Raw genomic sequence first — 25,851 nt, 5'->3', positions numbered from 1 at the left:
CTCGGCGATCACGGGCCGTCCTCCTCCGGGAGGGCGGCCCGTCCGCGTGCNGCGGGCCTCCGCGGAGAACGCTCGTGAGCTAGACGCCGAAGTACATCTCGAACTCGAACGGGTGGGGACGCTGCGCCATGGGCAGGATCTCCTTGTCGCGCTTGTACGCGATCCAGGTCTCGATGAGGTCCTCGGTGAACACGTTGCCCTTGGTGAGGAACTCGTGGTCGGCCTCGAGCGCGAGCAGGGCCGCGTCGAGCGAGGCGGGCACCTGGGGGATGTTCTTGGCCTCCTCCGGGGGCAGCTCGTAGAGGTCCTTGTCGACGGGCTCGTGCGGCTCGATCCGGTTCTGGATGCCGTCGAGGCCCGCCATCAGCTGGGCGGCGAACGCGAGGTACGGGTTCGAGGCCGCGTCGGGGACGCGGAACTCGATGCGCTTGGCCTTCGGGTTCGTGCCCGTGATCGGGATGCGGATCGCCGCGGACCGGTTGCCGGCCGAGTAGACCAGGTTGACGGGGGCCTCGAAGCCGGGGATCAGGCGGTGGTACGAGTTGATCGACGGGTTGGTGAAGGCGAGCACCGCCGGAGCGTGCTTGAGCAGGCCGCCGATGTACCAGCGCGCGACGTCGGAGAGACCGCCGTAGCCGTTCTCGTCGTAGAAGAGGGGCTTGCCGTCGCTCCAGAGCGACTGGTGGGTGTGCATGCCCGACCCGTTGTCGCCGAAGAGCGGCTTGGGCATGAAGGTCGCGACCTTGCCCCACTGCTCGGCGGTGTTCTTGACGATGTACTTGAACTTCAGGATGTCGTCCGCCGCGTGGACCATCGTGTCGAACTTGTAGTTGATCTCCTGCTGGCCGCCCGTGCCGACCTCGTGGTGCGCGCGCTCGAGCTCCAGGCCGGAGTCGATCAGCTTGAGGCTGATGTCGTCGCGGAGGTCGGCCGTCTTGTCGACGGGGCTGACGGGGAAGTAGCCGCCCTTGTAGGCCGTCTTGTTGGCGAGGTTGCCGCCCTCCTCGACGCGACCGGTGTTCCAGGCGCCCTCCTCGGAGTCGACGCTGTAGAAGCTCGCGTTCTGCGTGACCTCGTAGCGGACGTCGTCGAAGATGTAGAACTCGGCCTCGGGCGCGAAGAACGCCGTGTCGGCGATGCCGGTCGAGGCGAGGTACTTCTCGGCTTTCTTGGCGACCTGGCGGGGGTCGCGGCTGTAGAGCTCGCCGTTCCGCGGGTTGAAGATGTCGAAGACCAGGATGAGCGTGCGCTCGGCCCGGAAGGGGTCCACGTAGCCGGTCGTGACGTCGGGGATGAGCTGCATGTCCGACTCGTGGATCGAGGCGAAGCCACGAATGGACGATCCGTCGAAGAGCTGCCCGACGGAGAAGAACTCCTCGTCGACCGTGGAGGCGGGGATGTTGAAGTGCTGCTGGACGCCGGGGAGGTCGGTGAACCGGATGTCGAGGAACTTGACGTCGGTGTCCTTGATGAACTTCAGCACCTCGGAAGAATCAGTGAACATCTAGATGTCTCTCCAATGGTGTGGAACGGATCGGCCAGCGGGACGCAGCCACTGACGACGGTATGGGCGAGGGGTTTCGCTGCGGTGTCCCTCGTGTTTCCGGCATGTTACGCATGTGCCGGTCGGTAGGCTCGACGCCATGCCCGACTCCATCCGTCGACCTCCGTCCGAGCCCGCCGCGCCCTCCGGCCAGGGCGGCTCCGACGGCCGCCAGGAGTGGCCGGGCCAGCGTCTCGGCCTGCCGCGCGAGGGGCCGCGGTCGATCGCGCGCCTCGGGCGCCGGGTCGGCGGCCTGGTGATCGACTGGGCCCTCGCCTCGGTCGTCGCGTACGCGTTCTTCGACGGTGAGGGCCTCGCCATCACCGCCGTGTTCGTCGTCGTGCAGGTGCTCTTCCTGGTCACCCTCGGGGGCACTCCGGGCCACCTCGCCCTGGGCATGCGCCTCGTGCCGATGCGAGGGGGAGCGGTCGGTCTCTGGCGCCCGCTGGTCCGCACGCTCCTGGTCGCCCTCGTCGTCCCCGCCGTGGTGTGGGACCTCGACCAGCGCGGCCTCCACGACCGCATCGCCGGCACGGTGCTCGTCCGCGTCTGACGCCGCCCGCGCGGGCCCGCCCGGTCCGGTGGGTGCCGCTCGACACGACGACGGCGCCGCCCCCGAGGGGAGCGGCGCCGTCGTCGTGCGGGGCGGTCGGTCAGCGCAGACGGTCAGCGCGGTCGGCCGGAGCGGACCTTGAACGGGTCGACGCCCTTGGGGATGGGCAGGCCGTTCTTGCCGAGCGACTGGAGGCGGTTGCTGACCGCCAGCACCTCGTTGCGGTTCAGGGTCGACTTGACCTTGTTCATGCGCCCGGCGAGCTTGTGCAGCGGGACGGCGTCGGCGTCGGGGCCGACGTGCAGCACGGTCACGGCGACGTTCGGGAGGATGCGGGCTACCTTGCGGCGCTCCTCGTCGACGAGCTTCTTGGTCTGGGCCGCGGCGCCCTCGGCGATGAGGACGACGCCGCCCTTGCCCACGGCCCGGTAGACCGCGGCCTGGGTGCGGCCCTGCACGGCGACGGGCATCTCGGCCGCACGCCACGAGCGGCGGAGGCCGCTCTTCATGACGGCGCCGACGGCGCCCGGCTGGCCCTCGATCTGCGAGTACGCGGCCTTCTCGGCACGTCGCCCCAGGACGATGAGCAGCAGGAGGACGCCGAGCATGAGCCCGACGATGATGTAGAGCACGAGCGCGAGCACGTTGCCGCCCGAGAGCAGCAGGGCCGCGACGACGCCGAGCACCACCGGCACGAGCAGCGCCGCGAGCATCAGCGGCAGCGCCTGGGAGTCGTAGCGGCGGGTCATCTGGAAGACCTGCCACATCTGCTTGAACCGACCCGGTTCCTTGGGCGGCTTGGGGGTCGGGTTCTCGGAGCGTCGTGCCATGTCGACCAGGATACGGGACGGGCGTGCGCACGGCGGCCCGGTCGGCCCTCCCGGCCTCCGCCCGGGGCGGGCCCGTCCACAGGGCACCCCGGGGAGTCGCGGTGCCGGGCCCGGCACCGGGCACGCTCTCCGGGTGAGCAGCTCCCGCACCGGCCCCTACGACGTCCACGCCCGAGACGAGCACGACGGCCTCGAGGCCCTCCGCGCGACGGGACCGGACGGGCTGCCGGTCGTCCTCCTGAGGCCGGCGCAGGCCGGCCCGCACGGAGCGCGCGTGCAGGCGGAGCTCGCCCGGGCCGCCCCGGTGCGGCACGCCCACCTGCTGCCCACCGTCGACGTCCTGCACGACCCCGACGGGCGCCTGGTCATGGTCGTGCCCGACGGCGAGCTCGTCCCCCTCCCGTCGTGGCTCGCGGGCCGGGGGCCCCTGGTGCCGGGGGAGCTGGTCACCCTGGCGGTGCCCCTCCTCGCGGTGCTGGAGCGCGCGGCCGCAACGGGTCTGCTCGTCGACCGCCCCGACCTCGGCGACGTGGTCCTCGACGACCGCGGCGCACCGCTGCTGCGGCGCCTGCGCACGGCGGGCGCGACGGCGGACGTCGCGGCGGCCCGTGCGTCGGCGGCCGCCGCCTCGCGGGGTCTCGTCGAGCTCGTGGCGGGGCACCTCGAGGAGGGCTCGTCGCCCCTGCTCACGGCCCTGGCGGCAGCGGACGACCTCGACGCCGTCGTGGAGGCCGTGCACGACCTCGCGGCCCCGCTGCCCCTGCCGTCGGCGGCGGCGGAGACGGACGACGCGACCCGGGGCGACGAGGTCGACTGGTCCGCCCTGGCGGGTCCGCCGCGCCCCGCGTGGGCGGCCGCGCTGCCGGAGGCGGCCGTGGTCGACGCGGCCCTCGACTGGCTCGCCGCCCGTCGCGAGACCTCCGTCCGGGCGCGCGTCGCGGCGGTGAGGCCCCGGTTCTGGCTCCTGGGCGGCGTCGTGGCGGCGTCGGTCGTGATCGCCCTCCTGCTCTCGGCACCGGGAGGGTCCGTCGACGGCGGCACCGCCGTCGCGACGGACGGCGGGGGCGCGGCCGGCCCCTCCCCGACACTCGCCCCGGCAGCGGACGCCGGTGATGGCGGTGATGCCGGTGCGACGTCTCCTCCCGGGCAGCCGCCGACGACCTCCCGGGGTGGCGACCGGCCGACCCCGGGCGACGACGACGTCGTGACCACGGGGGAGGACGCCGTCGCCGCGGCCCGGGTGCTCCTTGAGGCTCGGGAACGCTGTCTCGCCGATGTCACGCCCTCGTGCCTCGCGGCCGTCGACCAGCCGGGCTCACCGGTCGCGGCGCGAGACGCGCAGCTGCTGGACGACCCCGGGGCGGCGGGAGGGGCACTCGTCCCGACGGCGGTCGACGGCGAGGTGCAGCGACTGGGCGAGACGGTGCTCCTCGACGCCCGCGGGGCCGNCGACCGGGCTAGATGCCGAGCACGGAGGCGAAGTCGCCTGCCTCGAGGCGGTCCTTGACCGCGACGAGGAAGCGGGCGGCGTCAGCGCCGTCGACGATGCGGTGGTCGTACGACAGGGCGAGGTACACCATGGAGCGGACCGCGATGGCCTCGCCCCCGGCGGCCTTGACGACGACGGGGCGCTTGACCACGATGCCGGTGCCGAGGATGGCGACCTGCGGCAGGAACACCACCGGGGTGTCGAACAGCGCGCCGCGCGACCCCGTGTTCGTGACCGTGAAGGTGCCGCCGGCGAGCTCGTCGGGCTTCAGCTTGTTGTCGCGCGTCCGCTGGGCGAGGTCGGCGATCTGGGCGGCGATGCCGGCCAGGTCGAGCTCCGAGGCGTTCTTGATGACGGGCGTGAGCAGGCCGCGCTCCGTGTCGACGGCCATGCTGACGTTCTCGTGGTCCGGGTAGACGATCGAGTCGCCGTCGACGGTCGCGTTGAGCTTCGGGTGGGCCTTGAGGGCCTCCGCCGCCGCGAGGGTGAAGAACGGGAGGAACGACAGCTTGTTGCCGGTCTTCTCCAGGAACTCGGCCTTGTGGGCGTCCCGGAAGGAGGCCACGGCGGTCACGTCGACCTCGACCACGCTGGTGAGCTGGGCCATCGCCTGCATCGACTGGACGGCGCGCTCGGCGACGACCTTGCGGAGGCGGGTCATCGGGACGGTCGTGCCGCGGAGCGGCGAGACCTCGACGGGGGCGGGAGCCGCGGCGCCCGACGACGCCGGGGCCGACGCCGCGGCCGAGGCGGCCTCGGCGGCGGCGAGCACGTCCTCCTTGCGGATGCGTCCGCCGACGCCGCTGCCGCTGAGCGTGCTGATGTCGACGCCCTTCTCGTTGGCGAGCTTGCGCACGAGGGGGGTGACGTAGCCCGTCGGAGCGGAGCTGCTCGAGGCGGACTCGGCGGCGGGAGCGGCGGCCGGCGCGGGGCTGGCCGCCGGCGCTGCCGGAGCCGGGGCGGCGGCGGGCACCGCGGCCGGCACGGCGGCGGGAGCGGCCACCGGGGCGGAGGGTGCGGGGACGGGAGCCGACGCATCGGTCGCCCCCGGCTGGGCGGGCGCGTCGTCCGACGCGGCGGGCGCCGGGTCGACCTCGTCCGCCGGGGCGAGGGGAGCCGCGGGGGCCTCCTCGCCAGGAGCGGGAGCGTTCGACGACGAGACGACGGTCTCCTCCGTCTCCGACTCGGGCTCGGGCTGCTGCTCGGCCTCGGCGGGCGCCGACTCGGGGGCGGAGCCGCCGTCGGAGGAGCCGCTGCCGTCACCGATGCGCACCAGCGCCGTGCCGACCTCGACCGTCTCGTCCTCCTGGACGAGGATCTCCTCGACGACGCCGGCGACCGGCGACGGGATCTCGGTGTCGACCTTGTCGGTCGAGACCTCGAGCAGGGGCTCGTCGACCTCGACCCGGTCGCCGACGTTCTTCAACCATCGGGTGACCGTGCCCTCGGTGACACTCTCCCCGAGTGCCGGGAGGTTGACGGATTCGCTCATGCGTGGAACTCCTTTGACGACATCATGTGCCTGTGTGTGCGGTGCGGTGCAGTGGTGGGTGGTGCTACATCGCGTGGAGGGGCTTGCCCGCCAGGGCCAGCATGGCCTCGCCGAGCGCCTCGTTCTGGGTGGGGTGGGCGTGGACCAGGGGAGCGACGTCCTCCGGGTAGGCCTCCCAGTTGACCGTCAGCTGGGCCTCGCCGATGAGCTCGCCGACGCGGGCGCCGATCATGTGGACGCCGACGACGGGGCCGTCGACGACGCGGACGACCTTCACCGAGCCGCTCGTGCCGATGATGTGGCTCTTGCCGTTGCCCGCGAGGTTGTAGTCGTAGGTCGCCACGGCGTCACGGCCGTGCTTCTCGACGGCCTTGGCCTCGGAGAGGCCGACGGAGGCGACCTCGGGGTCGGAGTAGGTGACCTTGGGGATGTTCACGTCGTCGATGACCTGGGGCGAGAGCCCCGCGATCTCCTCCGCGACGAAGATCCCGTGCTGGAAGCTGCGGTGGGCGAGCTGGAGGCCGGGGACGATGTCGCCGACGGCGTAGACGCCGGGGACGCTCGTCGCGAGGCGCTCGTTCGTGATGACGAAGCCGCGGTCCATGGTCAGGCCCACCTCCTCGTAGCCGAGGCCCGCGGTCGAGGGGCCGCGGCCCACGGCGACCAGCAGGATGTCGGCCTCGAAGGTCTTGCCGTCCTCCAGGGTGACGACGACGCCGTCGTCGCTCTGGGTGACGCTCTGGAAGCGGACCCCGAGCGAGAAGCCGATGCCGCGCTTCCGGAAGGCGCGCTCGAACTGCTTCGAGATCGACTCCTCCTCGTTCGGCACGAGGTGCGGCAGCGCCTCGATGATGTCGACCTCGGCGCCGAACGACTTCCAGACGCTCGCGAACTCGACGCCGATCACCCCGCCGCCCAGGATGGCGACGCGCGACGGGACGTGGTCGAGGGCGAGCGCCTGCTCGCTGGTGATGACACGGCCGCCGATCTCGAGGCCGGGCAGGCTCCGTGAGTACGACCCAGTCGCCAGCACGACGTTCTTGCCCGTGAGGGTCACGTCGCCGACCTGGACGGTGGTGGGCGAGGTGAGGCGCCCCTCGCCCTCGACGGTCGTGATCTTGCGGGCCTTGAGCAGGCCCTGCAGGCCCTTGTACTTGCTGGCCACGACGCCCTCCCGGTAGGAGGTCACGGCGGCGATGTCGATGCCGTGGAAGTCGGTGTGCACGCCGTACTTCTCCGACTCGCGCGAGACGTCGGCCACCTCGGCGGAGTGCAGCAGGGCCTTGGTCGGGATGCAGCCCCGGTGGAGGCAGGTGCCGCCGACCTTGTCCTTCTCGACGAGCGCGACGCTCAGCCCCAGCTCGGTCGCCCGCAGCGCGGCGGCGTAGCCGCCGCTGCCGCCGCCGAGCACCACCAGGTCAAAATTCTGTTCCGACACCCAGCAACTCCCTCGTGCGTTCGGAGGTACCCCGCGGGGCTGAGGTGCTGCGGCGTCGCGGTGACGGCGTCGTCGCACCCGCCAGCGTCTGCTCCGTCAGGAGCTGCGCCCGGCAGGTGCTCTGCAGGGCGCGGGGCTGGTGTCGCCCGGGGGACCGATCTCGGCGGGTTTCTCCCGCCTCCCCGACCCTACTACGCGACCGAAAAGACGGCTGCCAGCTCCAGCAGGGTGCGGACGGAGACGCCGGTCGAGCCCTTGGCCGTGAAGCCGTAGCCGCCTCCCTTGTTGTTCGACGGCCCCGCGATGTCGAGGTGGACCCACGGGAGGACGCTGCCGTCCTCGCGGCGCCCGACGAACTCCTGGAGGAACACGCCGGCGAGGAGCATGCCGGCGGCGGTGTTGCCCGGGGTCGCGTTGACGAGGTCCGCGACGTCGGAGTCGAGACGGGCGCGCAGCTCGCCGGGCAGCGGCATCCGCCAGAACGTCTCGCCGACACGGCCCGCGAGGCCGACGACCTCGTCGGCCAGCGCGTCGTTGCCCATCACCCCGACCGTGCGCGTGCCCAGGGCCACGACCTGGGCGCCCGTGAGCGTGGCGACGTCGACGACCGCGTCGGGCATCTCCTCGCTCGCGGCGACCAGGCCGTCGGCCATGACGAGGCGGCCCTCCGCGTCGGTGTTGGTCACCTCGACGGTGGTGCCGCCGCGGATCGTCAGGACGTCGTCCGGGCGGATCGACGTGCCGCTGACCATGTTCTCGGCGATGCAGAGCCACGCCGTGAGCCGGACGGGGAGGGCGAGGCGAGCGGCCGCGACGGTGACGGCGAGCACCGTGGCCGCGCCCGTCATGTCGTCCTTCATCCCGAGCATGCTGCCGGCCGGCTTGAGCGAGAGCCCGCCGGTGTCGTAGGTGATGCCCTTGCCCACGAGGGCGAGGTGCTTGGCGGCGCCCTCGGGCGCGTACTCGACCTTGACCAGGCGAGGCCCGCGCGACGACCCCTGCCCGACCCCGAGGATGCCGCCGTAGCCGCCGGCGCGCAGCTCGTCCTCCGCGAGGACGGTGACGGTCAGGGGCAGGCCCTCGGCCCGGGCGACGGCCACGTCGGCCAGCGCCTGCGGGAACATCTGCTGCGGCGGGGTCATGGCGAGGTCACGGACGGTGTGGACGGCCTCCGCGACGACCGCGGCGCGCGTCACCAGCGACTCCTCGAGGTCACGGTCGGCGACCAGCACCAGCTCGCGCGCGTGCCGCCGCGACTCGCCGGCCGAGGTCGAGCGGAAGGAGTCGAACTCCCAGGAGGCGATGGCCGCGCCCTCGAGGACGGCCGCGGCTTGGTCGTCGTCGGCCACGGGGAGGGCGAGGGCGACGCGGTCGACGCCGGTGAGCTGGCGGACCGCCGAGCCGGCGGCGTAGCGCAGGGACTCCGCGTCGACGACGTCGCCGAGGCCCACGAGGGCGACGACCGACGCGGCCACGCCCAGGGCGGGCACGCGGACGAGCTGGTCACGGGCACCGGTCACGCCGAGGACTGCGAGGTCGGTCGGCAGGCCTTCGAGCTCCACGGTCACGGTGGGGCCGTCGGCTCCCTTGAGGACGCCCACGACGAGGACGTCGGCGGTGGTCTCGGCGGGGGAGGTGCGGACGGCGGACAGGCTGAGCTCGGTCATGACGTCGATGCTACCGACGGCGCTGTTCGCTCTCGGCACGCGCCGGCGGCCGGGGAGGCGACCCCGGGGTGTCTAGGCTCGATCACATGCACGACCCCGCCGGCCTCTACGACCTCGCCCCCGACTCCCACGACGTGCCCGAGGGCCTGCCGCTCGTCGCGGGGCTCACCGGCTTCGCCGACGCGGGCTCCGCCGTCAGCCAGCTCGGGCAGTACGTGCTCGACACCCTCGACCACACCCTCGTCGCGACCTTCGACCCCGACGAGCTCCTCGACTACCGGGCCCGCCGTCCGGTGTTCACCTTCGACCAGGACCACGTCGCCGAGATCACGACCTCCCCGCTGTCGCTGCACCTCGTGCAGGACGACGTGGGGCAGCCGTTCCTCTTCCTCTCCGGGTTCGAGCCCGACTTCCAGTGGCAGCGCTTCACGGCGGCGGTGGTGGGCCTGGTCGAGCGGTACCGCGTGTCGACGACGACGTGGGTGCACTCGATCCCCATGCCCGTGCCGCACACCCGCCCGCTCGGGGTCACGGTCAGCGGCAACCGGGCCGACCTCATCGAGACCCTCTCCGTCTGGAAGCCCGTGACGCAGGCGCCCGCCAACGCCCTCCACCTGATCGAGAAGCGGCTGCACGACGACGGCCACCCGACGGCGGGCTTCGTCCTCCTGGTGCCGCACTACCTGGCCGACACCGAGTTCCCCGACGCGGCCGTGACCGCGCTCTCGAGCATCAGCGCGGCCACCGGACTGATCTTCCCGACCGACCGCCTCCGCACCGAGGGGCGCGACTTCCTCGTGAAGGTCGACGAGCAGGTGCACGGCAACCAGGAGCTGTCGCGGCTCGTGACGACCCTGGAGGAGCGCCACGACACGTACATGGAGGGCAACCCCCTGCCGTCGCCCCTCACCGACCAGGACGGCCAGGTCCCGTCGGCCGACGCCCTGGCGGCCGAGCTCGAGAAGTTCCTCGCGACGCGCCGCCCCGACGACGAGGGCTGACGCCCGCTCCGTGCCGGGGGAGGAGCGGGTCGGGTAGGTTCGTCGGGTGAACTCCGCGCGTGCCTGGCTGGTCTGGGGCACCGCCGTCCTCGCGTACGTGGTCGCCGTGCTCCAGCGGTCCTCCCTCGGCGTCTCGGGCGTCGAGGCTCAGCAGCTCTTCGGCATCTCGGCCGCCACCCTCTCCACGCTCGCCGTCGTGCAGCTCGCGGTCTACGCCGGGCTGCAGATCCCGGTCGGCGTCATGCTCGACCGCGTCGGGCCCAAGGCCCTGATCGTGACGGGCGGCGTCCTCCTGGCGGTCGGGCAGGGCGTCGTCGCCCTGTCGCCGCCCGTGATCGGCGTGGCCGTGGTCGGTCGGGTGCTGGTGGGGGCCGGCGACGCGATGACGTTCATCTCGGTGATGCGGCTCCTGCCGGCCTGGTTCCGCGGGCCGATCCTGCCTCAGGTCTCGCAGTGGACGGGCAACATCGGCCAGGCCGGGCAGGTGCTCTCCGCCCTGCCCCTGTCGCTCGTGCTGCACTCCGCGGGCTGGTCGCCCGCCTTCCTCAGCGCCGCGGCGCTCTCCGTGCTCGCGGTCGGCCTCGTGGTCGCCGTCGTCAGCGAGTCCCCGGAGGGCCGCGACCGCGACCGCGCCGTGCTCACCTGGCGCGAGGCGGGCCGGCAGCTCGGCGAGAGCGTGAAGCGGCCGGGCACCCGCCTCGGCTTCTGGTCGCACTTCGTGACGCAGTCGTCGGGCACGGTCTTCTCCCTCCTCTGGGGCGTGCCCTTCCTCGTGGGCGGGCTCGGCTTCACGAGCGGACAGGCCTCGGGCCTCCTCACCGTGCTCGTCGTGTCGGGCGTCGTGGCCGGGCCGGTGCTCGGCGTCCTGATGGCGCGCTTCCCGCTGCGCCGCTCGGCGCTCGTGCTGGGCATCGTGACCGTGCTCGGCGTCGTCTGGACGGTGCTGCTGGCCTGGCCCGGGGTGCCCCCGCAGTGGCTGGCGGTCGTCCTGGTCGTGGCCCTCGGCGTGGGAGGGCCCGGCTCGATCATCGGCTTCGACTTCGCCCGGACGTTCAACCCCCTGCGCAGCCTGGGCGTCGCGAACGGGGTGGTCAACGTCGGGGGCTTCCTCGCGAGCTTCGTCATGATGTTCCTCATCGGCGTCGTCCTCGACCAGGTGGACGCCGCACGGGTGGCGTCCGGGCAGCCGAGCGACCTCTTCGCGTTCGACTCCTTCCGGGTGGCCTTCCTGGTGCAGTACGTGGTCGTGGGCGGCGGGGTGGTCGGCCTGCTCCTCGCCCGCCGCGGCACGCGTCGTCGCCTGCACCTCGAGGAGGGGATCCAGGTCGCTCCGCTCTGGGTCGCGCTCGACCGCCGCTGGCGCGAGGCGCGGCGTCGGCGGCGAGGTGGCGCCTGACGCACGGGCGTCCGCCGAGGGCGCACCGCGGGGGCGCCCGCGTGTCGAACGGCTCGCCCGGGCCGTGCAATAATGGTCGAAGGACCCGTTCGTGTCCTCGCACACCGTCCGCCGTGAGGCGCGTCACCGCGAGGACTTGACATGGGTCCTCGTACTGCCCGAAATCCTGCACCATCTCCCGCGCGCCCCGTGGCGTGCGAGACCACAGCGACATCGGCCCGCCACCCGGGCCGATCCGGTCGGCCCGCCCCGCGGGCCGTCCGCCCAGAAGCAAGGCCGACCGACGTCAGGGCGCCGGTCGACACGTCGAGACGCCGCGCCGCAGCCTCCCCGACGCAACCGACGATCGAAAGGTGTTCGCATGGCTACTCGCAGCAAGGCGACCACGGCCGCCCCGGCCGTGTCCGACGAGGGGACCGAGCTCGTGTCCCCGGCCACGGAGGCGGCCGAGACCGCCGCCGCGGCCCCCGCCAAGAAGGCCCCGGCCCGTAAGGCCCCCGCGAAGAAGGCCCCGGCCAAGAAGGCTCCGGCGAAGTCGACGAAGGCGGCGGCCGGCGACGACGCCCCCGACGACGAGGCCGAGGTCGAGCCCGTCGAGGTGCCCGCCGACACCGAGGCCGACGCCGCCGACGAGACCGAGGGCGACGCCCCCGCGAAGGCTCCCGAGGTGCTGCCCACCGGTGCCCTCGTCATCTCGCAGGACGACGACGACGAGATGCCGGTCTACTCGACCACCATCACCGGTGCGACGGCCGACCCCGTCAAGGACTACCTGAAGCAGATCGGCAAGGTCGCCCTCCTCAACGCCGCCGAGGAGGTCGAGCTGGCGATGCGCATCGAGGCCGGCCTCTTCGCGGAGGACAAGCTCTCGCACAGCACGGGCCTCAGCAAGGAGCTCGAGCGCGAGCTCCGCTGGGTCGCCCGCGATGGGCAGCGGGCCAAGAGCCACCTGCTCGGCGCGAACCTCCGCCTCGTCGTGAGCCTCGCCAAGCGCTACACCGGTCGCGGCATGCAGTTCCTCGACCTCATCCAGGAGGGCAACCTGGGCCTGATCCGTGCCGTCGAGAAGTTCGACTACACGAAGGGCTTCAAGTTCAGCACCTACGCGACGTGGTGGATCCGCCAGGCCATCACCCGCGCCATGGCCGACCAGGCCCGCACCATCCGCATCCCCGTCCACATGGTCGAGGTCATCAACAAGCTGGCCCGCGTGCAGCGGCAGATGCTGCAGGACCTCGGTCGCGAGCCCACGCCCGAGGAGCTCTCCCGTGAGCTGGACATGACGCCCGAGAAGGTCGTCGAGGTCCAGAAGTACGGCCGCGAGCCCATCTCGCTGCACACGCCCCTCGGCGAGGACGGCGACAGCGAGTTCGGCGACCTCATCGAGGACACCGAGGCGGTCGTCCCGGCCGACGCGGTCGGCTTCACCATGCTGCAGAAGCAGCTGGAGTCGCTGCTCGACAGCCTCTCCGAGCGCGAGGCGGGCGTCATCCGCATGCGCTTCGGCCTCGGCGACGGGATGCCGAAGACGCTCGACCAGATCGGCGACACCTTCGGCGTGACGCGCGAGCGCATCCGCCAGATCGAGTCGAAGACGATGGCCAAGCTCCGCCACCCGTCCCGGTCGCAGTCGCTCCGCGACTACCTCGAGTAGACCCGTGAAGTACGTCATCCCCGTCCTGGCCGGGCGCCTGGTCCGTGCCGCGGCCCGGCTCCGCGGCGGCGGCTCGGCCTACCCGGGCCGCACCGTCCTGACGCTGGCGCCGGACTTCCTCAGCCACGTCGCGTCGCAGTTCGAGCAGGGCGTCGTCTTCGTGCTCGGCTCCAACGGCAAGTCGACGACGACGATGATGCTGACGGAGACGCTGCGGGCCCACGGCCTGTCGGTCTTCACCAACCCGACCGGGGCCAACCTGCCCCAGGGCATCGCGTCGGCCTTCCTCCGCGAGGTGACGGTGACCGGCCGTGTCAAGCACGACATCGGCGTGATCGAGGTCGACGAGGCCTTCGCGGTCGAGCTGACCCGGTCGCTGCACCCCTCGACGGTGCTGATGCTCAACGTCCAGGTCGACCAGCTCTACCGCTTCTTCGAGACGGAGCGCGTCGGCACGATGATGACCGACACGGCCGCGCTGGCGACGACCGCCGTGGTCACGAACCGCGACGACCAGCACCTCGCGCCCTACGAGGCACGCCCGGGTCAGATCGTCACCCGCTTCGGCGCGGCCCCCGACGTCGTCGAGGCGTCGCCCAACGGCCTGCAGAACGCCCACGACTTCAGCCGCGAGGCCGACGGCGGGCGGTCGGCCGACAGCGAGGTCCTCTCGCTCTCCGGCGACCGAGCCACCATCTCGGTCGGCGGCACCACGGTCGAGGTCAGGCTGCCCGCCCGTGGCCTGCACTACGCCGTCGACGCCGCGGCGGCGCTGCAGACCGCCTCGGTCGTCCTCGGCCGACCCGTCGACCCGGCCGCCGTCAGCCGGGCGTTCGAGTCGATGAAGCCGGCTTACGGGCGGGGCGAGCGCATGTCGCTCGGCGCCGACGAGGCGGAGTTCATCATGTTCAAGAACGCCGCGAGCCTCCAGCTGAACCTCGACGCCCTGCCGCAGGACGTCGAGCAGGTCATGCTGGCGATCGACGAGGGCACCCCCGACATCTCGTGGATCTACGACATCGACTTCTCGCACCTCGACCACGTCGACGTGCTGGCCGGTGCCAAGGCCTGGCAGCTCGCGCTCCGTCTCGAGCACGACGGCATCCCCGTGCACGTCATCGAGGAGGACATCTCGAAGGCCATCCGGCTCATGCGCCGGCTGCCCTCGCCGAGCGACCACACGAAGCACTTCGTGACGAACTACGAGCAGATGATGCTGGCCCGTCGCATCCTCGGCCACCCCGACCTGGAGAAGACCGCGTGAGCAGCGACACCCTCCGCCTCGTCCACCTCTACCCCGAGCAGCTCGGCGTCAGCGGCGACCGGGGCAACGTGACGGCCCTCGTCGAGCGCGCCCGCCGGGCCGGCATCGAGAGCGAGGTCCTCGAGTACCGGGTCGGCGACGCGGTCCCCACGGTCGCCGACGTCGTGCTCGTCGGCCACGGCCCGCTCTCGGGCGTCCGCGCCGTCAGCGAGGACGCACAGCGCCTCCGCGACGCGCTGGAGGGCTTCGCCGCGTCCGGCGTCCCCGTCGTCGGGGTGGGCGGCGGCATGGAGCTCCTCAGCCACGGCGTGCAGACGACGGAGGGCGAGACGGTGGCCGGCATCGGCTTCCTCCCCGGCACCGTCCGTCGGGGCGCGCCGCGCCGCACGAACTACTTCCAGGTCACGACCGAGCACCTCGGCGACACGCTGACGCTCTTCGGCTTCGAGGACCACGCGGCGCACGTCGAGCTCGACGCCGACGCGGAGGCGTTCGCCACCGTCGTCCACGGCGGCGGCAACGGTGACGGTCGCTCCGAGGGGATCCGGCGGGGCGCCTCCTTCGGCACGCAGCTCAAGGGCCCCCTGCTCCCGCTCAACCCGGCCCTGAGCGACCGCCTGCTGCGGGCAGCGCTCACGCGCCGGAGCATCTCGTACCACCCGTCGGCCGCGCACGCGAAGCTCGACGAGTACGCCGCGGCCTCACAGCGCGTCATCCGCGACAACCTGGAGCGCTCGTTCAAGGCGATGTGACCCGAGCGCGGGCGACCGTACGACGAAGGGCCCGTGCCGGGTGGCACGGGCCCTTCGTCGTCACGGGCCGGGGCGTGCCCGGCCGGGAGTCGTGGGTGGTCAGCTCGCCGTGAGCTTGGCGCTCTCGTCGAGCCACTCGACGGCGTCGGGCTGCAGCTTGTCCTTGAACTTCGCGCCGTGGTGGGCGCAGAAGAGCAGTTCGCCGCTGGCCATGGTCGCGCGGACGTAGGCCTGGGCTCCGCAGCTGTCGCAGCGGTCTGCGGCGCTGAGCTGGTACCGGGAGCCGAGCTCGTCGACGGCGGTGGTGTCGGTGGCCATCTGAGTCATGGGGTGCTCCTCCTGACGGTGGTGCTGTGGGTGGGTGACACTCATCAAAACACGCGCGCGGCGAGCACGGAGCACATTGCGCGGGATTTCGCTCCGCGCGTAGCGGAACGGCCCCGGACGGGGGCCTCGAGGGTGTCGACCCGGCCGTGTCGGGGGCTCTCGTTAAGATGGTCCGAGCCCACCGCCTCCGGATCCCCCGGTCGACGCGGTCGGCTCAGCGTCAGGAGATCCCCGTTGGCCACGTCTGATTACTCGGCTCGTCACCTTTCCGTCCTCGAGGGGCTCGAGGCGGTGCGCAAGCGACCCGGCATGTACATCGGGTCGACCGACTCCCGCGGGCTGATGCACTGCCTGTGGGAGATCATCGACAACTCCGTCGACGAGGCGCTCGGCGGCCACGGCGACGCCATCGACGTCGTCCTGCACGCCGACGACAGCGTCACCGTCCGCGACACCGCGCGCGGCATCCCCGTCGACATCGAGCCCAAGACCGGCCTCACGGGGGTCGAGGTCGTGTTCACCAAGCTGCACGCCGGCGGCAAGTTCGGCGGTGGCTCGTACGCCTCCTCGGGCGGCCTGCACGGCGTCGGCGCCTCCGTCGTGAACGCCCTGTCGGAGCGGCTCGACGTCGAGGTCGACCGCGACGGCGTCACCTGGGCGATGTCGTTCCGCCGCGGGGAACCCGGCACGTTCGACGACTCCGGCGAGCCGACGCCCGACGCGCCCTTCACGCCGTTCGTCTCCGGCAGCGTGCTGCGCCGGGTCGGGAAGGTGAAGAAGGGCGTGACGGGCACGCGCATCCGCTACTGGGCCGACCGCCAGATCTTCACCCGCGGCGCGAGCTTCCAGCCCGACGAGCTGTTCGGGCGGGCCCGCCAGACGGCCTTCCTCATCCCCGGCCTGTCGCTGCGCATCCGTGACGAGCGGCCCGGCTCGCTGACCGACGGTGGCTTCCCCTCCGAGAGCACCTTCCGCTTCGACGGCGGCATCAGCGAGTTCGTCGAGTTCCTGGCTCCCGACACGGCCGTGACCGACACCTGGCGCATGACGGGCCGGGGGAGCTACACCGAGACCGTCCCCGTGCTGACCGAGGGCGGTGCCATGGTCGCCACCGAGCTCGAGCGCGAGTGCGAGGTCGACATCGCGCTGCGCTGGGGCAGCGGCTACGAGACGGTCTTCCGCAGCTACGTCAACATCATCGCGACGCCCAAGGGCGGCTCGCACCAGGCCGGCTTCGAGGCGGGCCTGCTCAAGTTCCTCCGGCAGCAGGTCGAGGCGAACGCCCGTCGGCTCAAGGTCGGCACCGACAAGGTCGAGAAGGACGACGTGCTGGCGGGGCTGACCGCGGTGCTCACCGTGCGCCTCCCCGAGCCGCAGTTCGAGGGCCAGACGAAGGAGATCCTCGGCACCCCCGCCGTGCGGGCGATCGTCGCCGGCGTCGTGGCCGACCAGTTCGGCGAGCTCTTCGGCTCGTCGCGCCGGGAGGACAAGGCGCAGACGACGCTCGTGCTCGACAAGGTCGTCGCCGAGATGAAGTCCCGCATCGCCGCTCGGGCCCACAAAGAGACGCAGCGGCGCAAGAACGCGCTCGAGAACAGCTCGCTGCCCGCCAAGCTGGTCGACTGCCGGTCCAGCGACGTCGCGAACAGCGAGCTCTTCATCGTCGAGGGCGACTCGGCCCTCGGCACGGCCAAGCTGGCCCGCGACAGCGAGTTCCAGGCGCTGCTGCCCATCCGCGGCAAGATCCTCAACGTGCAGAAGGCCTCGGTCAGCGACATGCTCTCCAACGTCGAGTGCGCGTCGATCATCCAGGTGCTCGGGGCGGGGTCGGGGCGGTCGTTCGACCTCGACGCGGCGCGCTACGGCAAGGTCATCATCATGAGCGACGCCGACGTCGACGGGGCCCACATCCGGACGCTGCTGCTCACGCTCTTCTTCCGGTACATGCGCCCGATGATCGAGCAGGGGCGCGTCTTCGCGGCCGTGCCTCCCCTCCACCGGGTCGTGGCCATCAACGCCGGCAGCAAGCCGAACCAGACCATCTACACGTACTCCGAGCAGGAGCTGAAGGGGGTGCTGGCGGGTCTCCGCCGGAGCGGCAAGCGCTACCAGGACCCGATCCAGCGCTACAAGGGCCTCGGCGAGATGGACGCCGAGCAGCTAGCGACCACCACGATGGACCGCAAGGGGCGCATGCTGCGCCGGGTCAGGGTCGACGACGCGGAGAACGCGGCGCGGGTCTTCGAGCTGCTGATGGGCAACGACGTGGCCCCCCGCAAGGAGTTCATCATCGACGGGGCCGGCCTCAGCCGCGACCGCATCGACGTCTGACGCCGCCGCCGGGGTCGGCCCGACCGCTCGCCGCGGGGGAGCCCCGCCGGCCTGGCCGGGCCGGTGGCTGCCCGTCGTCGGTCAGTCGACTGGCTCGGCCCCGGCCTCGGCCCCCGTGGCCGAGTCGGTGACGTGCGCGACCGAGGCCCCCACCGACGCGACGACGGCCGGGAGCGGTGCCCCCGAGGCGTCGCGCCGCACGAGCTCCTCGGGCAGCGAGCGCACGGCGCCGTCCGCCGCGACCGCCCGGGCGGGGCCCGGCCCCACCCAGGCGAGCGAGAGGCCGCCCTCCCCCTTGAGGAGGGCGTGGGCACGGACGCCGCCGGTCGAGCGGCCCTTGGCCGGGAACTCGTCGAAGGCGCTGAGCTTCGCGCGGCCGGGGTCGACGCCGTCGATCGAGGCCGCACTCGTCGACACCGTCGCGACCACCGCCTCCTGCCCCTCCGGCACGGCCCCGAAGAAGAGGACGCGCGCACTGTCGGTCAGGCTGACCCCGGCCACGCCGCCGCCCGCCGGGCCCTGGGGCCGGACGGACGCCGCGGGGAACCGGAGCAGCTGGCCGGCCGACGTGACGAAGACGAACTCGTCGTCGTCGGTGCCCTGCGCCACGCCGACCACCGAATCGCCCGGCTTGAGCGTGACGACCGGGAACTCGGGCTTGGCCGGCCACTGGCCGGGGGCGACCCGCTTGACGACGCCCCGTGCCGTGCCGAGGGCGACCGGGCGGTCGGCGGTGAGGGAGACGAGCGCCAGCACCTTCTCGGTGGCGTCCGGCAGCCCGAGGTACTCGCGCACCGGGACGCCGGCCCCGAGCTGGACCGAGGTCGGCGGCACGGAGGGAAGGTCCACCGGCGTGAACCGGATCAGACGACCGGTCGTCGTCACGGCGCCGACCTCGCTCCGCGTGGAGGTGTCGATCGACGAGAGCACCGCGTCGTGGCTCGTGCGTCGGGCCGGGGGAGTCGGTGCCGCGGAGCCCGGCTCGGGGTGGTCGACCCTGAGGAGGCGCCCGGTCGTCGAGAGGAACACCCGCGTGGGCGTGTCCGCGATCTCCAGCACGGGCGCCTTGCGTCCACGCCCGGCCGTCGCGACGCTCGGGGCGGCCTCGGTGAGCAGGGTGCGTCGCGGGGTGCCGAACTGCTCCGCGATCTCCGCGAGCTCGGACGACACCAGCGCGCGCAGCCGGGCCGGGTCGGCCAGGAGGGCGCGGAGCTCCTCGATGGCGGCGACGAGCTCGTCGCGCTCCGACTCGAGCTCGATGCGGCTGAACTTCGTGAGCCGGCCGAGGCGCAGGTCGAGGATGTACTCGGCCTGGATCTCGCTGAGGTCGAAGACCTCCCGGAGCCGGGCCCGTGCGGCGGCCGAGTCGTCGCTCGTGCGGATGACCTGGATCACCTCGTCGATGTCGAGGATGGCGACGAGGAGGCCCTCGACCAGGTGGAGGCGGTCCTCCTTCTTGCCCAGGCGGTGGCGGCTGCGGCGCGTGACGACCTCGAGGCGGTGCCCCACGTAGACCTGCAGCATCTCCTTGAGGCCCAGCGTCCGGGGCTGGCCCTCCACCAGGGCGACGGCGTTGATGCTGAAGCCGTCCTCCAGGGGCGTGTAGCGGTAGAGCTGCTCGAGCACCGCCTCCGGGCTGAACCCGGTCTTGATGCCGATGACGAGCCGGAGCCCGTGCGTGCGGTCGGTGAGGTCGGTGACGTCGGTGATGCCCGTCAGCTTCTTCGCCTGGACGCCGTCCTTGATCTTCTCGATGACCTTCTCCGGGCCGACGAGGTAGGGGAGCTCCGTGACGACGAGCCCGGACTTGCGGGCGGTGATGCTCTCGACCTGGACCTTGGCCCGCGTCTTGAACGAGCCCCGCCCGGTCGCGTACGCGTCGCGCACCCCGGCGAGCCCGGAGATCGTGCCGCCGGTGGGGAGGTCGGGGCCCGGCACGAAGGCCATGAGGTCGTCGAGGCTGGCCCCGGGGTGGTCGATGAGGTGCCGGGCGGCACCGACGACCTCGACGAGGTTGTGGGGCGCCATGTTGGTCGCCATGCCGACGGCGATGCCGCTCGCGCCGTTGACGAGCAGGTTGGGGAAGGCCGCGGGCAGCACCTCGGGCTGCATCAGCTGGTTGTCGTAGTTCGGGACGAAGTCCACGACGTCCTCGTCGAGGCCCCGGGTCATGGCGAGGGAGGCCTCCGCCAGCCGGGCCTCGGTGTAGCGCGGGGCGGCGGGGCCGTCGTCGAGGGAGCCGAAGTTGCCGTGGCCGTCGATCAGCGGCACGCGCATGGTGAACGACTGGGCCTGGCGCACCATGGCGTCGTAGATCGCCGTGTCGCCGTGGGGGTGCAGCTTGCCCATCACCTCGCCGACGACGCGGGCGCTCTTGACGTGCCCGCGGTCGGGGCGGAGCCCCATCTCCGACATCTGGTACAGGATGCGGCGCTGGACCGGCTTGAGGCCGTCGCGGGCGTCGGGCAGGGCCCGCGAGTAGATCACGGAGTACGCGTACTCGAGGAACGACCCCTGCATCTCGAGGGAGACGTCGATGTCCTCGATCCGCTCACCGTCGCTGGCGCTGCTCATGTCGTTCGTCGTCGTGGTCATGCACTTCTCGGGGGAAGGAGGCGCGGGGCGCCTCGGCGGGGCCGGCACCCGGCTGCGGGGCGGCGGGACCGGCCAGACGGCGCTGTGCCAGACTGGTGCCGATGACGACCATCGTACCGGCGCGCCCGACCGGAGCCGTGAGCCTGGCCGACGTCCTGGAGTCGTCCGTCGCCGCCCTCACGGGCCAGGTCGGCGCCCTCCCCCTCCCCCTTCCCCCCGCCCGCTCGGCGGTCGTCCTCCTCGTCGACGGCCTCGGCTCGGCCTCCCTGGGGGCCCGCGCGGGCCACGCGCGCACCCTCACGGGCCGGAAGGGCAGCATCTGGTCAGGCTTCCCGACCACGACGGCCGCCGCCCTCGCGACGCTCACGACGGGTGCGCTCCCCGGCGAGCACGGGCTCGTCGGCTGGTCCGTCCTCGACCCGGAGAACGACCGGGTCGTCAAGCAGCTCTCCGGCTGGGACGACCGGATGCGCCCGAGCACCTGGCAGCGCCGGTCGACCGTCTTCGAGCGCGGCTCCGCGGTCGGGGTCCGCAGCTTCGCGGTCGGGCCTCGTCGCTACGCCACCTCCGGGCTCACCGAGGCGATCCTCTCCGGCGCCGACTACGTCACCGCCGAGACCGTGGCCGAGCGCTTCGCCACCGCGCGCTCCCTCGTGGCCGCGCCCGGCGCCTCCCTCGTGTACCTCTACGTGCCCGAGCTCGACATGATCGCCCACCGGGCCGGGTGGGAGTCGGACGAGTGGACGGCGGCCCTGGAGGAGCTCGACGGAGAGGTGCGGCGCCTGGACGAGGCGCTCGGCGCCGACGAGGGGCTGCTCGTCACGGCCGACCACGGCGTGCTCGACGTGGCCGAGAAGGGCCGCGTCGTCTTCGGCGGCCAGGCCGCGCTCGTCGACGGGGTGCGCCACGTGGCGGGGGAGCCGCGCTGCCTCCAGCTGCACTTCGAGCCCGACGCGAGCGACGCCCTGCGGGCCGCGACCGTCGCGGCCTGGCGCGAGGCGGAGTCGCACCGTTCCTGGGTCGTCACCCGCGAGGAGGCGGTGGAGGCCGGCTGGTTCGGCCCGGTCGACGAGGCGGTGCTGCCTCGCATCGGCGACCTGCTCGTCGCCGCCCGCAAGGGGGTCGTCTACTACGACGGCCGCTCCACCGGCGGTGCCGCGGGCAGCATGATCGGCCAGCACGGGTCCTGGTCGAGCGAGGAGACGCAGGTGCCCCTGCGCCGGTTCGGGGCCTTCGCCCGCTGAGTCAGGCGGGGCCCTCGTCGTCCGTCCGGGCACCGAACACGATCTCGTCCCAGCTCGGCATCGACGCACGCCCCCTGCCCTTCTTCGGCGGGGTGGTCGTGGCGGAGGTCGGGATCGGGTCGCGACCGCGGCCGCGACGGGCCGAGCCGATGGACCGGGGCTCGGCCGGGGCGGGGGCCGGCGGGTCGACCTTCTCGGTCTCGTCGTCCCGGGGGGCGGGAGGGGCGCCCTCGGGCAGGCCGAAGTCGGTCAGGGGGACGTCGATGACCCGCATCGACCCCGTGGACGGGTGCGCCGAGCGCTCGTCGTCCGTGAAGCGGGCGGCCTCGCGCTCGCCCCGACGGCGGCGCAGGGCCTCGAGCAGGTCGGCCGTCTGGGCCTGCGACGACGGGGAGGTCGGGGCGGAGTCGCGGTTCGTGGCGGCCAGGGAGGCGGCGGACCGCGGGTCGACGCGGGAGCGCTCGGCGGCCGGGGACTCGACGACGGTGTCGTCGACGACGTCGGAGCGGTCGGGGGTGATCTCGAAGGCGCCGGTGTCGAAGCGGTCGCCGGCGTCCGACTCGGCGTCGGAGGAGTGGCCCACCGCGCGGAGGCGCGGGACGAGGGGGCCCGGGTCGGCGGAGTGGCGGGACAGCACGTGGGCGTCGCCCGAGTGGGGCGCCAGGGCGGTGCGCTTGGGGTCGAAGCGCCAGACGGCGTCGCGGGCGACCTCCTGGGTGACGTAGGAGACCCGCACGACCCAGCCGTGCTCGCCGTCCTTGTAGCTCGTCCACTCGCGGTCGGTCGCGTCGGCGGCGTCGAGGCGGGACTCGATGACCGCGCCGAAGGTGCCGGAGCCCGTAGAGGGAGCCACCTCGGTGGCGACGGAGACGGCCACGCGGAGGGCCGTCTCGAGGACGAAGGCGCGCTCCGCGAGGACGGGGCCCTCGAAGCGGTGGACGAACTCGACGTCGGCGCCGGTGAGCGCGGCGACCTCGGCCGACGAGAGCCCGGAGCGCACGAGCGACTGGATCTCGCGCGGCGGGGCCTTGCGCGTCGTGGCGGGCGTCTCGCCGCTCGCCGTGCGCAGCTGCGCGCGCAGCGAGTGCGTGACGGGGAGGCGGTACTCGACACCGGCGTCGGTGGTCAGGAGGAGCGCTCCGTCCTCGACTCCGTTGACCCTCAGATCCTGCATGTGGCACGCCTTTCGCCGTCGTGTTCCCGGGAGAAGAATCGCACGTCAGAGGCCGTCTGCCGGGAATGCGACGGGCGTGCCGCGGGTTCCACCGAGGCGGCCGAGAGGCCCCCCGCGGCGGGTTTGCTATTCGACAACGAGTGATGCAAACTGTGCCCGCCGAATCGGGCAACGATCAACACGAAGACTGGATGGGCATGGCCACCGACTACGACGCACCTCGCAAGAACGACGACGACTCGGAGTCGATCGAGGGCCTCAAGGAGCGCACCCCTGACAAGACGACCGGCGTCATCGACGACGACGCCGACAACCCCGGCTCGTTCGAGCTGGCCGGGCAGGACCTCTCCGACCTCGACCTCGACGTCGTCGTCCTCCCTCCCCAGGTCGACGAGTTCACCTGCGTGGAGTGCTTCCTCGTGAAGCACCGCTCGCAGCTCGACCACGAGACCAAGCTGGGCGCTATCTGCCGGGAGTGCGCCGCCTGAGCTCCTCCACCCGGCGCACGACCTCGTCAGGTCGTCGCGTCGACACCAACCAGTAAGGAGCGGGGTCGGACTCGTCGGTCAGCGTGATCTTCACGACCGGCCCCACCCAGCCCCGGAAGAGGGTCCAGGCTCGCGCGTCGAGCCCGGGCCCTCTCTGCGTGGTGGCGGCGGAGCCCGTGAACCCCGTCACCTCGCCGATCTCGTCGGGGTGCAGCCGGGCACGGCCGGCGTGGAACCCCTCGTCGTCCACACGGACGACCGGCGAGCTGACCACGAGCGCCACGACCGCGGCCGCGTAGAACAGCACGGCCACCACGACGCCCACGACGGGGTCGATGGGCAGGAAGACCAGCAGGGTCGCGGGCACCAGGAGCGCCGAGGCGAGGAAGACGGTGAGCGGCGGCAGCAGCCGTTCGCGGTAGGGGTTCATGGGTCCATTCGACCAGACTTCTGCACTACCCTCGACACGTGACCCAGAGCCTCGACGTCCCCCTCACGGCCCGGAGGTCGCCCGCCGACCCGTCCACGGGCACGGCCGCCGTCGACCACACGCCGCGGTACGCCCACCCGGGCGACGCCGGCGCAGACCTCCTCGCGAGCGAGTCGGTCGTGCTCCTGCCCGGCCGTCGTGCCCTGGTCGGCACGGGGGTCTCGATCGCCCTGCCCGAGGGCCACGCGGCCTTCGTCATGCCCCGCAGCGGGCTCGCGGCCAAGCACGGCGTGACCGTCGTCAACAGCCCGGGCACCGTCGACGCGGGCTACCGTGGTGAGATCAAGGTCGCGTTGTTGAACACCGACCTCGAGGCCGAGCACCACGTCGCCGTCGGCGACAAGATCGCCCAGCTCGTCGTCATGCCCGTCGTCCGGGCCGAGTTCCTCCCCGTCGACGCCCTCCCCGAGAGCGTCCGCGGCGAGGGGGGCTTCGGCTCCACGGGCTACGCACACACCACCGGAGGCACCGCATCATGAGGAAGTCGAAGCGCGAAGCGCAGCAGCTGGCCACGACCGAGGTCGAGGTCGAGACCGCTGACCTCGACGACGTCGAGGTCAGCATCGAGTCCCTGGAGGACGCGGAGGTCGAGGTCTTCGACGACTCCAAGTCCGCTCCTGCCGACCGTGCCGACACGGGCCCGCTCGACGAGACCGAGGCCAGCCCCGTCCGCCCGTACGTCGACCTGGGCGGCGTGAAGATCCTGCCGCGCGACGGCCTGCACCTTCGCCTCGAGGTCGAGGAGGGCAGCAAGCGCGTCGTCGCCGTCGGGCTCGACTTCGCGAAGTCGACGCTCCAGGTGCAGCCGTTCGCCGCCCCCCGCAGCACGGGCCTGTGGAACGAGATCCGCGAGCAGATCACCGAGCAGATCCAGCGACAGGGCGGCACGACGGCCGAGGTCGACGGCCCGTTCGGCCCCGAGGTCAGGGCCGAGATCCCCGTCATGGGCGGAGACGCCAGCACGACCCGCCGAGCCCGCTTCATCGGCGTCGACGGCCCCCGCTGGTTCCTCCGCGGCGTCATCGCCGGCGAGGCGGCGGTCGACCCGGAGGCCGCGGAGAAGATCGAGGAGCTCTTCCGGAGCGTCGTCGTCGTCCGCGGCAGCACCCCGATGGCCCCGCGTGACCTCATCCCGCTGACCATGCCGAAGGCCGGCCCGACCGACGCCCCCAGCACGACGCCCTCGCGCGTCTGACGCGACCGAGCCCGTGAGCACGCCCGGCCTCGGCGACGCCGACGACCTCCGCGCGACCGGCACGCCCGTCGGCGACGGCGAGGCGTCGCCTCTCGACGACCCTCGCGTCTCGCTCTCGGCCCAGCTCCGCTCGGCGGCGCAGCGTGCCGGCATCGGGCAGGTCGCGCCCGGCGAGGTGCCCACGGCGTCGGCGCTCCTCTCGGCGATCGGCGGCGTCCGCGGCCTCGTCGAGTCGATCGTCCCCGGCCTGGGCTTCGTCGTCGTCTACGCCGTGACGCGCGACGTGCTCCCGTCGGTGCTGATCCCGGTCGTCGTGGCCCTGGCCTTCGTCGTCGCCCGCGCCGTGCAGCGGGGCCCCGTGGCCCAGGCCCTGGCCGGCGTCCTGGGCATCGCGATCTCCGCCGCGATCGCCCTGCTCAGCGGTCGCGCCGAGGGAAACTTCGTGCCCGGGCTCGTCATCAACGCCGTGTCGCTGCTCGCCCTCCTCGCGAGCGTCGTGGTCCGCTGGCCGCTGATCGGCGTCGTCGTCGGCCTCCTGACCAACGAGGGCTCCGCCTGGCGCGGCGACCGCGCCAAGCGTCGCGTCCTCACCCTCGCGACCGTCCTGTGGGCGGGGCTCTTCGCCGCCCGGCTGGCGGTCCAGCTCCCGCTCTTCTTCGCGGGCCAGATCACCGCCCTCGCGACCCTGAAGCTGATCATGGGCGTGCCCCTCTACGCGGGCCTGCTCTGGGTCACGTGGCTGCTCGTGCGGACGGTCTACCGCGGCCGAGCCGAGGCCGAGGTCGGCGACGCGGCCGCCGAGGGCGATCCGCAGCGCTCCTGACCTCTCTTCCGCGACTCCTGGTGGTACCGTTGTCTCGACATCGAGATACATCGACGGCCACGGCCGCTCGCGGACGATCGACTTAGGCTGGCCTCGCTGGTGCGG

The 25,851-nt window shown here is 72.7% G+C and carries 21 protein-coding genes; 12 read left to right on the top strand and 9 right to left on the bottom strand.

All coding sequences use genetic code 11. The features are described 5' to 3' along the window. Positions 1-79 precede the first annotated feature (79 nt). Positions 80-1,504: a type I glutamate--ammonia ligase gene (glnA, locus tag IFT45_RS09035; RefSeq protein WP_056054503.1), complete on the bottom strand. Its 1,425-nt coding sequence runs from the start codon at positions 1,502-1,504 to the stop codon at positions 80-82. 139 nt (positions 1,505-1,643) lie between these two features. On the opposite strand from glnA, the gene IFT45_RS09030 reads away from it, so the two are divergent. After that, positions 1,644-2,096: an RDD family protein gene (locus tag IFT45_RS09030; RefSeq protein ID WP_167259107.1), complete on the top strand. Its 453-nt coding sequence runs from the start codon at positions 1,644-1,646 to the stop codon at positions 2,094-2,096. Between the two features lie 113 nt (positions 2,097-2,209). On the opposite strand, the gene IFT45_RS09025 is transcribed toward IFT45_RS09030, so the two are convergent. The 4 genes from IFT45_RS09025 to IFT45_RS09005 all read right to left on the bottom strand — a co-directional run bounded on the left by IFT45_RS09025 (position 2,210) and on the right by IFT45_RS09005 (position 9,012). Further along, positions 2,210-2,926 (bottom strand): DUF4191 family protein, encoded by a 717-nt coding sequence (locus IFT45_RS09025; RefSeq protein WP_167259108.1) that lies wholly within the window; start codon positions 2,924-2,926, stop codon positions 2,210-2,212. Positions 2,927-4,383: 1,457 nt separating this feature from the next. Beyond that, positions 4,384-5,907 (bottom strand): 2-oxoglutarate dehydrogenase, E2 component, dihydrolipoamide succinyltransferase, encoded by a 1,524-nt coding sequence (sucB, locus tag IFT45_RS09015; RefSeq protein ID WP_192127716.1) that lies wholly within the window; start codon positions 5,905-5,907, stop codon positions 4,384-4,386. A gap of 64 nt (positions 5,908-5,971) precedes the next feature. Then, positions 5,972-7,345: a dihydrolipoyl dehydrogenase gene (gene lpdA / locus IFT45_RS09010; protein ID WP_192045661.1), complete on the bottom strand. Its 1,374-nt coding sequence runs from the start codon at positions 7,343-7,345 to the stop codon at positions 5,972-5,974. Between the two features lie 191 nt (positions 7,346-7,536). Next, the gene (locus tag IFT45_RS09005; RefSeq protein ID WP_192127714.1) at positions 7,537-9,012 is read right to left on the bottom strand and encodes a leucyl aminopeptidase; all 1,476 of its coding nucleotides are present in this window, start codon (positions 9,010-9,012) and stop codon (positions 7,537-7,539) included. Between the two features lie 86 nt (positions 9,013-9,098). Here IFT45_RS09005 and IFT45_RS09000 point away from each other — a divergent pair, with 86 nt between their 5' ends. From IFT45_RS09000 to IFT45_RS08980, 5 genes are all read left to right on the top strand, one after another. Next, positions 9,099-10,013 (top strand): proteasome assembly chaperone family protein, encoded by a 915-nt coding sequence (locus tag IFT45_RS09000; RefSeq protein ID WP_056054517.1) that lies wholly within the window; start codon positions 9,099-9,101, stop codon positions 10,011-10,013. Positions 10,014-10,059: 46 nt separating this feature from the next. Then, complete coding sequence (locus IFT45_RS08995) at positions 10,060-11,409, top strand: MFS transporter (protein WP_192127712.1); 1,350 nt, start codon at positions 10,060-10,062, stop codon at positions 11,407-11,409. 136 nt (positions 11,410-11,545) lie between these two features. Then, entirely contained in the window at positions 11,546-13,063 is a 1,518-nt protein-coding gene (locus tag IFT45_RS08990; RefSeq protein WP_082514457.1) for an RNA polymerase sigma factor, read from the top strand. Between the two features lie 4 nt (positions 13,064-13,067). Beyond that, positions 13,068-14,327: a MurT ligase domain-containing protein gene (locus IFT45_RS08985; RefSeq protein ID WP_185232565.1), complete on the top strand. Its 1,260-nt coding sequence runs from the start codon at positions 13,068-13,070 to the stop codon at positions 14,325-14,327. Further along, complete coding sequence (locus IFT45_RS08980; RefSeq protein ID WP_185232567.1) at positions 14,324-15,079, top strand: type 1 glutamine amidotransferase; 756 nt, start codon at positions 14,324-14,326, stop codon at positions 15,077-15,079. The genes IFT45_RS08985 and IFT45_RS08980 overlap by 4 nt, the downstream gene beginning before the upstream one ends. Positions 15,080-15,178: 99 nt before the next feature. On the opposite strand, the gene IFT45_RS08975 is transcribed toward IFT45_RS08980, so the two are convergent. Beyond that, positions 15,179-15,406, bottom strand: a complete 228-nt coding sequence (locus IFT45_RS08975) for a hypothetical protein (RefSeq protein ID WP_056054537.1) — start codon at positions 15,404-15,406, stop codon at positions 15,179-15,181. 234 nt (positions 15,407-15,640) lie between these two features. Here IFT45_RS08975 and IFT45_RS08970 point away from each other — a divergent pair, with 234 nt between their 5' ends. Beyond that, complete coding sequence (locus tag IFT45_RS08970) at positions 15,641-17,737, top strand: type IIA DNA topoisomerase subunit B (RefSeq protein ID WP_192127711.1); 2,097 nt, start codon at positions 15,641-15,643, stop codon at positions 17,735-17,737. 81 nt (positions 17,738-17,818) lie between these two features. Here IFT45_RS08970 and IFT45_RS08965 read toward each other — a convergent pair whose 3' ends face one another. Beyond that, entirely contained in the window at positions 17,819-20,332 is a 2,514-nt protein-coding gene (locus tag IFT45_RS08965) for a DNA topoisomerase (ATP-hydrolyzing) subunit A (RefSeq protein WP_244637827.1), read from the bottom strand. Positions 20,333-20,433: 101 nt separating this feature from the next. On the opposite strand from IFT45_RS08965, the gene IFT45_RS08960 reads away from it, so the two are divergent. Then, the gene (locus IFT45_RS08960; protein WP_192127710.1) at positions 20,434-21,576 is read left to right on the top strand and encodes an alkaline phosphatase family protein; all 1,143 of its coding nucleotides are present in this window, start codon (positions 20,434-20,436) and stop codon (positions 21,574-21,576) included. 1 nt (position 21,577) lies between these two features. Here the strand turns inward: IFT45_RS08960 and sepH are convergent, their stop codons facing one another. Continuing rightward, positions 21,578-22,750, bottom strand: a complete 1,173-nt coding sequence (gene sepH, locus IFT45_RS08955) for a septation protein SepH (protein ID WP_192127709.1) — start codon at positions 22,748-22,750, stop codon at positions 21,578-21,580. Positions 22,751-22,947: 197 nt separating this feature from the next. Between sepH and IFT45_RS08950 the strand changes: the two genes are divergently transcribed. After that, positions 22,948-23,238 carry a DUF4193 domain-containing protein gene (locus IFT45_RS08950; protein WP_056055877.1) on the top strand — a complete coding sequence of 97 codons (291 nt, stop codon included), beginning with the start codon at positions 22,948-22,950 and terminating at the stop codon, positions 23,236-23,238. On the opposite strand, the gene IFT45_RS08945 is transcribed toward IFT45_RS08950, so the two are convergent. Next, positions 23,213-23,668 (bottom strand): DUF3093 domain-containing protein, encoded by a 456-nt coding sequence (locus tag IFT45_RS08945; RefSeq protein WP_056054551.1) that lies wholly within the window; start codon positions 23,666-23,668, stop codon positions 23,213-23,215. The genes IFT45_RS08950 and IFT45_RS08945 overlap by 26 nt on opposite strands. A gap of 38 nt (positions 23,669-23,706) precedes the next feature. Between IFT45_RS08945 and dut the strand changes: the two genes are divergently transcribed. The 3 genes from dut to IFT45_RS08930 are packed head-to-tail and all read left to right on the top strand — an operon-like array spanning position 23,707 to position 25,746. Then, the gene (dut, locus tag IFT45_RS08940) at positions 23,707-24,207 is read left to right on the top strand and encodes a dUTP diphosphatase (RefSeq protein ID WP_056054554.1); all 501 of its coding nucleotides are present in this window, start codon (positions 23,707-23,709) and stop codon (positions 24,205-24,207) included. Beyond that, positions 24,204-24,923: a DUF3710 domain-containing protein gene (locus IFT45_RS08935; RefSeq protein ID WP_082514344.1), complete on the top strand. Its 720-nt coding sequence runs from the start codon at positions 24,204-24,206 to the stop codon at positions 24,921-24,923. Before dut ends, IFT45_RS08935 begins: the two co-directional genes overlap by 4 nt. Before the next feature lie 13 nt (positions 24,924-24,936). Then, positions 24,937-25,746 (top strand): DUF3159 domain-containing protein, encoded by an 810-nt coding sequence (locus tag IFT45_RS08930; RefSeq protein WP_056054557.1) that lies wholly within the window; start codon positions 24,937-24,939, stop codon positions 25,744-25,746. The last annotated feature ends 105 nt before the right edge of the window (positions 25,747-25,851 follow it).

Source organism: Frigoribacterium sp. CFBP 13707, assembly GCF_014842245.1.
GTDB lineage: Bacteria > Actinomycetota > Actinomycetes > Actinomycetales > Microbacteriaceae > Frigoribacterium > Frigoribacterium endophyticum.
Note: the sequence above shows the minus strand (reverse complement) of the source record. Positions and strands in the feature narration are given on the sequence as shown.

Coding starts and splice junctions, on each gene's coding strand:
- glnA (WP_056054503.1), bottom strand. CDS start 1,504: ATGTTCACTGATTCTTCCGAGGTGCTGAAGTTCATCAAGGACACCGAC.
- IFT45_RS09030 (WP_167259107.1), top strand. CDS start 1,644: ATGCCCGACTCCATCCGTCGACCTCCGTCCGAGCCCGCCGCGCCCTCC.
- IFT45_RS09025 (WP_167259108.1), bottom strand. CDS start 2,926: ATGGCACGACGCTCCGAGAACCCGACCCCCAAGCCGCCCAAGGAACCG.
- sucB (WP_192127716.1), bottom strand. CDS start 5,907: ATGAGCGAATCCGTCAACCTCCCGGCACTCGGGGAGAGTGTCACCGAG.
- IFT45_RS09005 (WP_192127714.1), bottom strand. CDS start 9,012: ATGACCGAGCTCAGCCTGTCCGCCGTCCGCACCTCCCCCGCCGAGACC.
- IFT45_RS09000 (WP_056054517.1), top strand. CDS start 9,099: ATGCACGACCCCGCCGGCCTCTACGACCTCGCCCCCGACTCCCACGAC.
- IFT45_RS08975 (WP_056054537.1), bottom strand. CDS start 15,406: ATGACTCAGATGGCCACCGACACCACCGCCGTCGACGAGCTCGGCTCC.
- IFT45_RS08965 (WP_244637827.1), bottom strand. CDS start 20,332: ATGACCACGACGACGAACGACATGAGCAGCGCCAGCGACGGTGAGCGG.
- IFT45_RS08960 (WP_192127710.1), top strand. CDS start 20,434: ATGACGACCATCGTACCGGCGCGCCCGACCGGAGCCGTGAGCCTGGCC.
- sepH (WP_192127709.1), bottom strand. CDS start 22,750: ATGCAGGATCTGAGGGTCAACGGAGTCGAGGACGGAGCGCTCCTCCTG.
- IFT45_RS08950 (WP_056055877.1), top strand. CDS start 22,948: ATGGCCACCGACTACGACGCACCTCGCAAGAACGACGACGACTCGGAG.
- IFT45_RS08945 (WP_056054551.1), bottom strand. CDS start 23,668: ATGAACCCCTACCGCGAACGGCTGCTGCCGCCGCTCACCGTCTTCCTC.
- IFT45_RS08935 (WP_082514344.1), top strand. CDS start 24,204: ATGAGGAAGTCGAAGCGCGAAGCGCAGCAGCTGGCCACGACCGAGGTC.